Below are 12,119 nucleotides of genomic sequence, written 5' to 3' on the forward strand. Positions count from 1 at the left end.
CAGAGCAGGCGCGGGCGGCGTAGTCCCAACACAACGCAGCCGACCGCGCCTGCGGACCACACAAAAAGCGCTTGCTCAGCGTGACGGTATCTCATTGCACCAGTATCTCCACGAAGAGCACATCCACGACACGGGCCGGGGCGGCGACGAGGTTGGCGCGGGCCATCAGCTCCTCCCGCAGGCGATGCGTGCCGGCGCTGCCGCGCAATTCCTCGGGCCGCATCTCGCGCAGATAGGTGGTGTAGAGGTCGAGCAGGCGCGGCATCGCCGCCGCCAGGATCGCGCTGTCCTCGGGCCGCGCCAGCTCCAGCCGCGAACGGATGCGCAGATAGGGCGCGCGCCGCCCCGGCGCGTTCAGGTTCGCGGTGATGTCGGGCATGTCGAGGAAGACCGGCGGGCGCGGCGCGGGGACCGCCCCGGCCGCCGCATGCGCCTCCTCCGGCGGCAGCATTCCCAGCAGGCCAGGCAGGATGCCCGTGACCCACAGCCCCGCCCCGGCCCCGCCCAGGATCAACAGCAGCCCGACCAGCAGGATGATCTTCTTCTTGCCGGATTTGCGCGGCGCCTCGGCCCCGCCCTCCGCCCCCGCTGGTTTCGCCTTGCCCGCCATCCGGCCCACGACCTCCTGTCGCTCCCCGGCCTGCGCCGGGATCTGATGGCGGCAAACTGGCCCTCGAAAGATGAAGGAAGCTTTACGGCGGCGAGGTTTGCCGGGCGGTCGCGGCAAAATCTGCCGCCTCCTGGCACGCAATGTCCGCGAAACCCGGCATTCGGGCTGGCACGCCGCCTGCGTAGCCCCTGTCAGCCCCGTCGCCGCGCCCAGTCCCAGGATGGGGCAGCGCGGCGACGGTCGGCCCCTCACCTGCGGAGCCCGTCATGGACAGCCCCGGCTACATCATCCTCTCCCGCCTGATGGCGCAGACGCGCGCGACGGCGGTGCTGGCCAACAACATGGCCAATGCCGACACGCCCGGCTTCCAGGCGCAGCGCCCGATCTATGCGAGCTATGCGAGCCGCAGCCAGGAGCAAGGCAGCGCCGATGCCCGCAGTTCGGACTACATCTGGGACCGCGCGACCTATCGCGACACCGCGGCGGGGCCGGTGCAGCAGACCGGCAATCCGCTCGACATCGCGATCTCCGGCGAGGGGCTTTTCGTCGTCGAGACCCCGCGCGGCGAACGCTACACCCGCGCCGGGCATTTCACCCTCGATGCCACCGGCCGGGTGGTGACGCAGGCGGGCGAGCCGGTGCTGAACGGCACCGGCCAGCCGCTGACCGTGGCCCCGGGCGACGGGCGGCTCTCGGTCGCGGGCGATGGCACGCTGTCCTCCGAGAACGGGCCGATCGGGCGTTTTCGGGTGGTGCGCTTCGAGGACCCGCAGCGCTTGCAGGCCGAGGGCAACCGGCTTTTCGCCGCGGCCGATCCGCCGATCGACGTCGATCGCCCCGCGCTGCTGCAAGGGGTCGTGGAGGGCAGCAACGTCAGCCCGATCATGGAGATGACGCGGCTGACCGAGGAGCTGCGCGAGTTCCAGATGGCGTCCCAATTCGCCGACAAGGAAGGCGAGCGGTTGCAGGGCGCGATCGACCGCATCCTGAAGCGCCGGTGATGCATCCCGCCCAGATGAGGCCCTGATCCATGCGCTCGCTCTTCACCGCCGGCAGGCTGGTTTGCTGGCGCCGGCTCGCCGCCCAGATGAGGCCCTGATCCATGCGCTCGCTCTTCACCGCCGGCACGGGCATGATGGCCCAGCAGGCCAACGTCGAAGTCATCTCCAACAACATCGCGAACATGAGCACGACCGGCTACAAGCGCCGCCGCGCCGAGTTCCAGGATCTGATCTACCAGAACCTGCGCCGCACCGGCTCGCAATCCTCCGATACCGGCACGACGCTGCCCTCGGGCGCGCAGATCGGGCTCGGGGTGCGGACGGCGGCGATCTACCGCATCCATGAACAGGGCAGCCTGACGCAGACCCAGAACACCTTCGACCTCGCCATCCGCGGCAATGGCTTCTTCCAGGTCACGCTGCCCTCGGGCGAAACCGCCTATACCCGTGATGGCACCTTCGGACTCTCCGCCGAGGGCATGCTGGTCACCGCCGAGGGCTATACCGTGCAGCCCGGCATCACCGTGCCCCCCGCCGCGCGCGACGTCACCATCAATGTGAATGGCGAGGTGCTGGCCAAGCTCGACGGCGCCGTCGATCCGCAGAACGTCGGGCAGATCCAGCTTGCGGTCTTCGCCAATGAGGGCGGGCTGGAAGCGATCGGCGACAATATGCTGATGGCGACACCATCTTCGGGCGCGGCCCAGGTCGCGGCACCGGGCCAGCCGGGCTACGGCTCCACGATGCAGGGCTACATCGAAACCTCCAACGTCAATGTGGTGCAGGAGATCACCAACCTCATCACCGCCCAGCGCGCCTATGAGATGAACAGCAAGGTCATCACCACCAGCGACGAGATGCTGGCGACCCTGACGCGGCTGCGCTGACCATGCGCGCGCTGTTCCTGCTGCTGCTGCTGGCCGCGCCGGCCCTGGCACAGGAGCCCATGGCGATCGCCCGCGCGGTCACGCTGCTCGCCGATCCCACCATCCGCCTCGCCGATCTGTTCGACGGGCTCGGCGAACGCGGGATGGTGCCGCTTGGCGCCGCACCGCCGCCGGGCGGGCGCATCATCATCGAGACGGCACAGCTCGCCGCCATCGCCCGCGCCCAGGGGGTGGTCTGGCGCCCGCTGACCGGCAGCGAACGCGTCGTGCTGGAACGCCCCGGCCGCATGCTGGGGCGGGAGGAGATCGAGGATGTGCTGCGCGCCGCCCTCACACCCCTCGGCCTCGATGCCGAGGCGGAGTTGGAAACCCCGGGCTTCGCCGCGCCCAGCGTGCCGCTCGCGGCCTTCGTGCAGATCATGGCCGAGCAGGCGCATCTGGATGCGGCGACGCATCGCTTCTCGGTGACGCTGGTGGTGGTGGCCGAGGGCATGCCGGTCTGGCGCCAGCGGCTCGCGGGGCGCGCCGTCGCGACCAGCCCCGCCATCGTCGCGACACGGCGCCTCGCGCGGGGCGAGACCATCAGGCCGGAGGACGTGCGCCTCGTGCAGATCCGCGGCGAGCGGCTGCGCCCCGGTGTGGCGACCTCGCTCGACCAGGTCATCGGGCAGGAGGCCCGCCGCCCGCTCGGCCCGGAGCTGCCGGTGATGGCCAATGACGTGGCGGCCCCGGTGCTGATCGCGCGCAACAGCCTCGTCATGCTGCTGCTCGACAGCCCCGGGCTGGCCCTGGCCGCGCAAGGCCGCGCGCTGGAGAACGGCGCCCTCGGCCAGATCATTCCGGTGATGAACCTCGCCAGCCGCAGCATCGTCGAGGGTGTCGCATTCGCCGCCGGCCAGGTCCGCGTCACCTCCGGCAGCACGCCGGTGCTGCGCCCCGATGGCCGCGGCAGCGCCGCCGCCGCCCAGCTTGCCCGCCGCGCGCCCCGATAAGGAGTTTTCGCCATGCGCCTTCTGCATCTTCTGCCGCTGCTGGCGCTGGCCGGCTGCGGCACCGTCGAACGCCTGTCCCGCGTCGGCCAGGCGCCGGCCATGGCGCCGATCACCGACCCGACCCGTGCCCCCGGCTGGCGGCCGGTGAGCATGCCGATGCCGGCGCTGCAAGATGCCTATGCCTCGCCGGCCAGCCTCTGGCGCACCGGCAGCCGCACCTTCCTGCGCGACCAGCGCGCGGCGGCGGTGGGCGACATCGTCACCGTGCTGGTCGCCATCGCCGACAATGCGCAGTTGCAGAACCGCACGAATCGCACCCGCGCCAACACCGAGAACATGGGGCTGCCGCGCATCCTCGGCCTCGATTCCTCCTTCTCCCGCATCCTGCCGAACAGCATCGACCCGAGCCGCCTGATCGAGGCCACCAGCGACACCAGCAGCGACGGCCAGGGCCGCGTGCAGCGCACCGAGACGGTGACCCTGCGCGTCGCCGCGACGGTCACGCAGGTGCTGCCGAACGGGAACCTCGTGATCGACGGGCACCAGCAGGTGCGGGTGAACAATGAGCTGCGCGACCTCGGCCTTGCCGGGATCATCCGGCCGCAGGACATCGCCAGCGACAACACGGTGAAGCACGACCGCCTGGCCGAGGCCCGCATCACCTATGGCGGCCGCGGCACCGTCAGCGACGTGCAGCAGCCGCGCTACGGCCAGCAGGTGCTGGACGCGATCCTGCCGTTCTGATCGGACGGGCTGGCACGGACCAGCCGTGCCGCCGCGTCAGTCGATCAGGCGATCCAGCGTGATCGGGAACTGCCGCACCCGCCGCCCGGTCGCGTGCCAGACGGCATTGGCGATCGCCCCCGCCGTGCCGGTGATGCCGATCTCGCCCACGCCCTTGATCCCCAGCGCGTTCACATGCGCGTCGCGTTCCTCGACGAGGATCGCCTCCACCGACGGCACGTCGGCGTTCACCGGCACATGGTATTCGCCCAGGTCGGCGTTCATGATCCGGCCCGAGCGCCTGTCGGTGACCGCCTTCTCCAGCAGCGCGAAGGACAGGCCCCAGATCATGCCGCCGTAATACTGGCTGCGGACCATCCTCGGGTTGATGATGGTGCCGGCGGCGAAGGCGCCGACCAGCCGCGTCACGCGGATCTGGCCGAGGTCCGGGTCCACCTTCACCTCGGCGAAGACCGCGCCATGCGCGTGCATGGCATAGGCCGATTGCGCCACGGGGTTCGCAGCGCTGCCGCCGCTGCCCTCGATCCCGGCAAGGCCGGCGCGGTCCAGGATGTCGGCATAGCTCTCGCCGCGCGCCTCATCGTCGCGGCGCGACAGCCGCCCGCCGCGCGCCACCACCCCGGCATTCCCCGCGCCGAACAGCGGCGAGCGCTCGTCGCCGGTCGCAAGCTCCGCGAGCCTCGCGATCACATCGGCGCCGGCGCCATGCACCGCCATGCCGGCGGTCGCGGTATGGGCCGAGCCGCCGGCGATCCCGCCATCCGGCAGGTCCGAGGTGCCGGAGCGGAACTCGACCTGGTCGATGTCAAGCCCCAGCCCGTCGGCGGCGATCTGCGCCAGCGCGGTCCAGGCGCCCTGGCCCATGTCATGCGCGCCGATCTCCATCAGCCCGGTGCCATCCCGCCGCAGCGTCGCCCGGGCCTTGGCCTGGAACATCAGCGCCGGAAAGGTCGCCGTGCCCATGCCCCAGCCGACGAGCATGCCCGCCGCGTCGCGCATCATCCGGGGCGCGAGCGGGCGCGACGCCCAGCCGAAGCGCGCGGCGCCCTGCTCGTAGCACTGCCGCAGCGCCTTGGAGGAGAAGGGCTTGCCCGAGATCGGCTCCACCTCGGCATAGTTCTTCAGGCGGAAGGTGAGCGGGTCCATGCCGCAGGCATCCGCCATCTCGTCGATCGCGCTCTCCAGCGCGATGCTGCCGGTGGCCTCGCCGGGCGCGCGCATGAACAACGGCGTGCCGGTATCCAGCCGGACCCCCTCATGCGAGGTGGCGATCGCCGGGCTGGCATAGAGGCTGTGCGAGGCGCCCGAGGCAGGCTCGAAGAAATCGTCGAAGCTGCTCGACGCGGTCTTGGTATGATGCCCGATCGCGGTCAGCGCGCCCCCGGCATCCGCACCCAGGCGCAGCGTCTGCCGCGTCGGCGCCCGGTGGCCGACCGGGCCGTACATCTGCTCGCGCCGCAGCACCAGCTTCACCGGCCGCCCGACCAGCTTCGCGGCCATGATGCCCAGCACCTGCGGCCCCGAGATCATGCCCTTCGACCCGAAGCCGCCGCCCAGGAAGGGGCTGCGGATATGGATGTTCTCGGGCGGGATGCCGAACAGCCCGGCGATCCGCGCCTGTGCCATGGCCATGCCCTGGCTCGGCGTGTCCAGTCGCAGCTTGTCCCCGTCCCAGACGGCGACGATGGCGTGCGGCTCCATCGCGTTGTGGTACTGCGCCGAGGTGTCATAGGTGGCCTCGACCCGCACGGCCGCCGCCGCCATTCCGGCGTCCACATCGCCGTGGTGCTCGGCAGCCGGAGTGCCGGCACCGACCACGGCGGGGAAGAAGCTCTCGGCGTCATGCAGGTCCATGCGGGCCGGCTCCACCTCGTAGCGCGGGGCCAGCAGTGCCGCGCCCTCCGTCGCCGCCTCGATCGTCTCGGCGATCACCACGGCGATCGACTGGTTGGCGTAGCGCACGCGGTCGTCCTGCAGCAGGTCGAGCCGGAAGGCGAAGGGCCCGGCCTTCTCGTCGGGGTCCTGCGCCAGCGCCGGCTTGTGGCCCGGCGTCATCACCTCCACCACGCCCGGATGCGCGCGGGCCGCGGCGAGATCCAGTGCCGCGACCCGGCCGCGCGCGATGGTGCTGACCGCCAGCACCGCATGCAGCAGCCCCGGGGGATGGTTGTCGGCGGCATAGACCGCGCCGCCGGTGACCTTCAGGACGCCGTCGCGCCGCGTCAGCGGCTGGCCGATGCTGGAGCCCTGGCGGAGATGGACGGGCGCCTGGGCAAGGGTGTTCTCGGACATGGCTCAGGCTCCGATCGCGAAGGGGGAGGCCGGCAGCGCCGGCATGCGGGCCGGCGTGCCCGCGGCGGCCAGCGTCAGCGCGCGCACCAGGATGCGGCGCGCCAGCTCGATCTTGAAGGCGTTGTCGCCCGAGGGCCGCGCCGCTTCCAGCGCCGCCTCCGCAGCCAGTCGGAACGCGGCCTCGTCGGGGGTGGCGCCGACCAGCGCCGCTTCGGCGGCGCGCGCCCGCCAGGGCTTCAGCGCCACGCCGCCCAAGGCCAGCCGGGCCTCGGCGATGCGCCCGCCGTCCAGCCGCAGCCCTGCGGCCGCCGAGACCACGGCAAAAGCGTAGGAGGTGCGTTCGCGCACCTTGAGGTAGCGCGCATGGGCGGCGAAGGCTGCCTCAGTGCCCGGCAGCCGCAGGGCGAGGATCAGTTCGCCGGGGGCAAGCAGCGTCTCGCGCTCCGGCGTCTCGCCCGGCAGCAGATGGAACTCCTCCAGCGGGATGTCGCGATGGCCGGTGGCGCCGGCAACTTCCACGATGGCGTTGAAGGCGGCGAGCGGCACGCAGAAGTCGGAGGGATGCGTCGCGATGCAGCCCTCGCTCCAGCCGAGCACGGCATGCAGCCGGTTCTCGCCGCCGCGCGCGTCGCATCCGGCGCCGGGCTCGCGTTTGTTGCAGGCGCTGGCGACGTCATGGAAATAGGCGCAGCGGGTCCGCTGCAGCAGGTTACCGCCCACCGTCGCCGCATTGCGTAGCTGGGCCGAGGCGCCGGAGAGCAAAGCCTCCGCCACCGCAGGGAAGCGGCGCGCGAAACCGGGGTCGTAAGCGAGGTCGGCGTTGCGCACCAGGGCGCCGATCCGCACGCCGCCATCCGGCAGATGCTCGATCGCCGACAGCCCGGGCAGCCGGCCGACATCCACGAGGCGGCTGGGACGGGCGATGCCGCCCTTCATCAGATCGACCAGGTTGGTGCCGGCCGCGAGATAGGCGGCACCCGGCGCCGAAGCGGCCGCCACGGCCTCCGGGATCGTCGTGGGGCGGATGTAGTCGAAGCGATTCATGCCGCCTGCTCCTGTTCGGCGGCGTCCAGGGCGCGCTGCGCCTCCAGCACCGCCTCGGTGATGCCGGCATAGGCGCCGCAGCGGCAGAGATTGCCGCTCATGCCCTCCCGCACCCGCTCGGGGTCGGTGCCGGCCTGGCCTTCCCGGATCAGGCCGATGGCGCTCATGATCTGGCCCGGCGTGCAGTAGCCGCACTGGAACCCGTCATGCGCGATGAAGGCCGCCTGCACCGGGTCCAGCGTGTCGCCATGCGCCACGCCCTCGATGGTCAGGATGTCCGCGCCATCATGGCTGATGGCGAGCGCCAGGCAGGAATTGGTGCGGCGCCCATCGACCAGGATGGTGCAGGCGCCGCAGTGCCCGCGGTCGCAACCCTTCTTGGTTCCGGTGAGATCAAGCCGGTCCCGCAGCAGGTCGAGCAGCGTGACTCGCGGGTCCGGCAGCGCGAGCATCCGCTCCCGGCCGTTGACGGTGAGGGTAATTGATAGATTCATGCTGGACTCCGATCGGGCCTGATGTGGGACATGCGATCTGCCAGGAATATACGGAGGAGTCCTCCGTTTAGCAAGCAATAGGAGTTCGAGGAGTCGTATGACTGAGGCAGGCCGGGCCGCGCGCAAGCCAAGAGCCGATGCCGCGCGGAACCGGGAGCGCGTGCTGGAAGCGGCCAATGTCGTGTTCAACGCCGGCGGGCCCGAGGCGAGCCTGGAGGCGGTCGCCCGGCAGGCCGGCGTCGGCATCGGCACGCTCTACCGGCATTTCCCGACGCGCCAGGCCTTGTTCGAGGCGGTGTACCGGCGCGAGGTGCAGAATCTGGCCGAGTTGGCCGAGCAGTTGCTGGCCGATCGCTCGGCGGCGCTTTCCCCCGTCGAGGCATTGCGCCGCTGGATGCGCTCGAACGTCGCCTTCATCGCGACCAAGAAGGGCATGTCCGCCGCCCTGACCCAGGCGGCGCTGGCCCCGCCGGAACTGATGGCCAATTCGGTCGATCGCCTGACCCAGGCCCTCGGCGGCCTGATGGCGCGCGCGATCGAGGCGGGGGAGATCCGTGCGGATATCGAGCCGCTGGACCTGCTGCGCGGCCTGGTCGGCCTCTGCTACGCCCATGACAGGCCCGGCTGGCAGGAGAATGTGCTGCGGATGGTGGATGTGCTGGTCGATGGCCTGCGACGAGAGCCGGAGCAGCCTGCGCCGAATCACCGATGAGCGGCGGCGGCCCCGCATGCGCCGGCCGCCAAGGCACCGCCGGAGTGGCGGCGCCTTCTGGCGTATCGGAGAGAAGATTTGCTTCGGCGAGAAGCTCAAGGAATTCCTTGAGTCCTGGCGTCCCCAAGGGGATTCGAACCCCTGTTACCGCCGTGAGAGGGCGGTGTCCTAGGCCTCTAGACGATGGGGACATATCCGAGGGTTGCGCCGTGTAGCCCTGCTTCCCGCCGGGATCAACCCCACCTGTTTTCAATCCGCCAGGCGCACCTCGCCGGCGATCGTCCCGCGCCGCGGGTCCAGCAGCAGCACCCGGTCCCCATCGGGGCGATGCACCCAGACGGCGATCCGCCCTTCCGCCGCCGCCATGCCACCGATGGTGGTGCCGGCCGGCTGGCCCAGGCTCGTGGCCATCCGCGGCGCCTCAGCCCCGCCGCCTGCGCGCTGGACGAGCAGCACGACCAGCGTCACGGTGCCCGCCACGATCAGCACCCCCATCACGGTCACCAAAATCTTGAGCGCGCCCACAACCCCTCCCGATCATCACTCTGTCCTGGTCCTGCCCGAGCACGCCGGGGCGCGCCTGGACCGCTTCCTGGCCGAGGCGATAGGCTCGTTGTCGCGCTCCCGCGTCAAGGCGCTGATCGAGGCCGGGCACGCGACCCGGGATGGCATCGCGACCCGCGAGCCCGCCGATGCGGTAAAGGTCGGCGCCACCTACGCGCTGCAAGTGCCGCCGCCGGTCCCCGCGACTCCGCAGGGCCAGGACATCCCGCTGACCATCCTGTTCGAGGACCAGCACCTCATCATCCTCGACAAGCCGGCGGGGCTCGTCGTGCATCCGGCGCCGGGCAATCTCGACGGCACGCTGGTCAACGCGCTGATCTCCCATGCCGGCGACGAGCTGACCGGCATCGGCGGTGAGGCACGGCCGGGAATCGTCCACCGGCTGGACAAGGAGACCTCCGGCGTCATGGTCGTCGCGAAATCGGAGCTGGCGCATCGCCGCCTCTCCGACGCCTTCGCCGCGCGCGACCTGGAACGGGAATACATCGCCCTCGCCTGGGGCCTGCCCGCCCCTGTGAGCGGGGAGGTGGATGCCGCGATCGGCCGCCACGCGACCGACCGCAAGCGCATGGCGGTGGTGGGGCCCGGAGGCGCGCGCTCCGGCAAGAACGCGCTGACCCGCTACGCGACCGACCGGGCCTGGGGGGCCTCGGTCTCGCTGCTGCGGCTGCATCTGGCGACGGGGCGGACGCATCAGATCCGGGTGCATATGGCCCATATCGGCCATCCGCTGGTGGGCGACCCAGTCTATCTGCGCCGCACGCCGGCCGCGGCCAAATCGCTGGGCGTGGCGGTGCGGGAGACCCTGCTCGCCTTTCCCCGCCAGGCGCTGCACGCGGCGAGTCTGGGGTTCCGGCATCCGATCACCGGCGCGGAGCTGTCCTTCGCCACGCCGCTGCCGCCGGACATGCAGGGTCTGCTCGATCAGCTCGATGAAAAATCTCGATGAGGGCGCGTCATCCTCTTGTCTTTGCCCGGAAAACTAACTATTTACCCCATCGGCGCCGCAACAGGCGGTTACCATTCGCGCCCGACGGTCGCCGTCGGATGTTCTTGCACGCCACCCTACCTCCCTGTAATGTTCTGATGTTGGTGATGGCCGGTGCCACTCAAGGCGTCGCGATCTGACTTTCTTCAGCCTCGTTCGTGACCGAGGCGCAGGTTCGCGCGTTAGGGCCGGTAATTGCCAGGTGTCCCATCCCGGGCACCGACCACCGGCCATATGCGAAGCCCTGCCGTCACGGGTGGCTTCCTCTGGCCTAGGAGGATGTGTTCATGGCGTCTTTCGCCCTGCCCATCGCGCCGGAAGGCAACCTCTCCCGCTATCTGCAGGAGATCCGTAAGTTCCCGATGCTCACGCCGGAGGAGGAACTCTCCCTGGCCAAGCGTTGGCGGGACAACGAGGACCATCCGGCCGCCCATAAACTCGTCACCTCGCATCTGCGCCTCGTGGCCAAGATCGCCATGGGCTATCGCGGCTATGGCCTGCCCGTCGGGGAGCTGATCTCCGAAGGCAATGTCGGCATGATGCAGGCCGTCAAGCGCTTCGATCCCGACCGCGGCTTCCGCCTCGCGACCTATGCGATGTGGTGGATCCGCGCCGCCATCCAGGAATACATCCTGCACTCCTGGTCATTGGTGAAGATGGGGACGACCGCGGCCCAGAAGAAGCTGTTTTTCAACCTGCGCCGGCTGAAGGGCCAGATGGCGGCGTTGGAGGAGGGCGATCTGCAGCCCGAACAGGTCGCCAAGATCGCCCACCGGCTCCAGGTGCCGGAGCAGGATGTGATCTCGATGAACCGGCGCCTGGCCAGCTCCGACAACAGCCTGAATGCCCCTCTGCGCGCCGATGGCGACGGCGAGTGGCAGGACTGGCTGGTGGATGAGAGCGACAGCCAGGAGACGGAACTCGCCGAGCGTGAGGATATGGGCAACCGCCGCGATCTGCTGAACGGCGCGCTCAAGACCCTCAACGAACGCGAGCGCCACATCCTGATCGAGCGCCGCCTCAAGGACGAGCCCACAACGCTGGAAGAACTCTCGCAGCAGTACAACATCAGCCGCGAGCGGGTGCGCCAGATCGAAGTGCGCGCCTTCGAGAAGCTGCAGAAGAGCATGAAGACCCAGGTCGTCGAGCGCCGCCTCAGCCTCGCGTGACCGGGGGGCGATCGGAGGCCGGGGCACCATTGCCCCGGCTGATGATCGCCATACCGGCCCGGCATTGGATGCCGCCGCATCGCGATGCCACCTTCATGACTGAAGGAGCATTCGAACAATGACCACCCAACCCCCGAGCCTGCGCATCGGCCATGTGCATCTCAAGGTCGCCGACATGGAGCGCGCCTTGGGCTTCTGGCGCGATGTGATCGGGCTGACGGTGATGCAGCGGATGGGGACCCGCGCGGCCTTCCTCTCCGCCGATGGCTATCATCACCACGTCGGCCTCAACACCTGGGAATCCCTCGGCGGGCATGCCCCCCCGGATGATGCGACCGGGCTCTACCACGTCGCCCTGCTCTATCCCGACCGCGCCGCGCTGGCCGTCGCCCTGCGGCGCCTGGTGGGTGCCGGCGTGGCGCTCGAAGGCGCCTCGGACCATGGCGTCAGCGAGGCGCTGTACCTCCGCGACCCGGATGGCAATGGCGTGGAGCTGTACTGGGACCGGCCCGAGGCCGAATGGCCCCGCACCGCCGAGGGCAAGCTCGCCATGACCACCGCACGGCTGGATTTGCGCGCCCTGCTGGCCGAGGCGGCGCCGGTCAGCGCCACCTGACCGGGT

The 12,119-nt window shown here is 70.4% G+C and carries 13 protein-coding genes and 1 tRNA gene; 8 read left to right on the top strand and 6 right to left on the bottom strand.

From position 1 onward, the window contains the following. Positions 1-91 precede the first annotated feature (91 nt). Entirely contained in the window at positions 92-610 is a 519-nt protein-coding gene (locus C8P66_RS08145; RefSeq protein WP_146422764.1) for a flagellar basal body-associated FliL family protein, read from the bottom strand. A 266-nt stretch (positions 611-876) separates the two neighbouring features. Between C8P66_RS08145 and flgF the strand changes: the two genes are divergently transcribed. From flgF to flgH, 4 genes are all read left to right on the top strand, one after another. Beyond that, positions 877-1,611: a flagellar basal-body rod protein FlgF gene (flgF, locus tag C8P66_RS08150; RefSeq protein ID WP_111397760.1), complete on the top strand. Its 735-nt coding sequence runs from the start codon at positions 877-879 to the stop codon at positions 1,609-1,611. Between the two features lie 101 nt (positions 1,612-1,712). Further along, positions 1,713-2,498: a flagellar basal-body rod protein FlgG gene (flgG, locus tag C8P66_RS08155; RefSeq protein WP_111397761.1), complete on the top strand. Its 786-nt coding sequence runs from the start codon at positions 1,713-1,715 to the stop codon at positions 2,496-2,498. 2 nt (positions 2,499-2,500) lie between these two features. Beyond that, positions 2,501-3,490 (top strand): flagellar basal body P-ring formation chaperone FlgA, encoded by a 990-nt coding sequence (gene flgA / locus C8P66_RS08160; protein ID WP_111397762.1) that lies wholly within the window; start codon positions 2,501-2,503, stop codon positions 3,488-3,490. Positions 3,491-3,502: 12 nt separating this feature from the next. Further along, positions 3,503-4,234 (top strand): flagellar basal body L-ring protein FlgH, encoded by a 732-nt coding sequence (flgH, locus tag C8P66_RS08165; RefSeq protein ID WP_111397763.1) that lies wholly within the window; start codon positions 3,503-3,505, stop codon positions 4,232-4,234. Positions 4,235-4,270: 36 nt separating this feature from the next. On the opposite strand, the gene C8P66_RS08170 is transcribed toward flgH, so the two are convergent. Genes C8P66_RS08170 through C8P66_RS08180 form a run of 3 tightly spaced genes read right to left on the bottom strand, consistent with a single transcriptional unit; the run spans position 4,271 to position 8,064 of the window. Then, positions 4,271-6,526 carry a xanthine dehydrogenase family protein molybdopterin-binding subunit gene (locus C8P66_RS08170; protein WP_111397764.1) on the bottom strand — a complete coding sequence of 752 codons (2,256 nt, stop codon included), beginning with the start codon at positions 6,524-6,526 and terminating at the stop codon, positions 4,271-4,273. 3 nt (positions 6,527-6,529) lie between these two features. Continuing rightward, the gene (locus C8P66_RS08175; protein ID WP_111397765.1) at positions 6,530-7,570 is read right to left on the bottom strand and encodes an FAD binding domain-containing protein; all 1,041 of its coding nucleotides are present in this window, start codon (positions 7,568-7,570) and stop codon (positions 6,530-6,532) included. After that, positions 7,567-8,064: a (2Fe-2S)-binding protein gene (locus C8P66_RS08180; RefSeq protein ID WP_111397766.1), complete on the bottom strand. Its 498-nt coding sequence runs from the start codon at positions 8,062-8,064 to the stop codon at positions 7,567-7,569. Before C8P66_RS08180 ends, C8P66_RS08175 begins: the two co-directional genes overlap by 4 nt. Positions 8,065-8,161: 97 nt before the next feature. On the opposite strand from C8P66_RS08180, the gene C8P66_RS08185 reads away from it, so the two are divergent. Further along, entirely contained in the window at positions 8,162-8,776 is a 615-nt protein-coding gene (locus tag C8P66_RS08185; protein WP_111397767.1) for a TetR/AcrR family transcriptional regulator, read from the top strand. Positions 8,777-8,891: 115 nt separating this feature from the next. Here C8P66_RS08185 and C8P66_RS08190 read toward each other — a convergent pair. After that, a tRNA-Glu gene (locus C8P66_RS08190) sits at positions 8,892-8,967 on the bottom strand. Positions 8,968-9,025: 58 nt separating this feature from the next. Beyond that, entirely contained in the window at positions 9,026-9,301 is a 276-nt protein-coding gene (locus C8P66_RS08195) for a DUF6476 family protein (RefSeq protein WP_245903324.1), read from the bottom strand. Here C8P66_RS08195 and C8P66_RS08200 point away from each other — a divergent pair. The 3 genes from C8P66_RS08200 (at position 9,288) to C8P66_RS08210 (ending at position 12,113) form a co-directional block, all read left to right on the top strand. Then, positions 9,288-10,289: an RluA family pseudouridine synthase gene (locus tag C8P66_RS08200; protein WP_245903325.1), complete on the top strand. Its 1,002-nt coding sequence runs from the start codon at positions 9,288-9,290 to the stop codon at positions 10,287-10,289. The genes C8P66_RS08195 and C8P66_RS08200 overlap by 14 nt on opposite strands. Positions 10,290-10,615: 326 nt before the next feature. Next, a complete protein-coding gene (rpoH, locus tag C8P66_RS08205) occupies positions 10,616-11,497 on the top strand; it encodes an RNA polymerase sigma factor RpoH (RefSeq protein ID WP_211314080.1) in 882 nt (293 codons plus the stop codon). Between the two features lie 118 nt (positions 11,498-11,615). Beyond that, the gene (locus C8P66_RS08210; RefSeq protein ID WP_111397768.1) at positions 11,616-12,113 is read left to right on the top strand and encodes a VOC family protein; all 498 of its coding nucleotides are present in this window, start codon (positions 11,616-11,618) and stop codon (positions 12,111-12,113) included. The last annotated feature ends 6 nt before the right edge of the window (positions 12,114-12,119 follow it).

This window comes from Humitalea rosea (genome assembly GCF_003253705.1).
Lineage (GTDB): Bacteria > Pseudomonadota > Alphaproteobacteria > Acetobacterales > Acetobacteraceae > Humitalea > Humitalea rosea.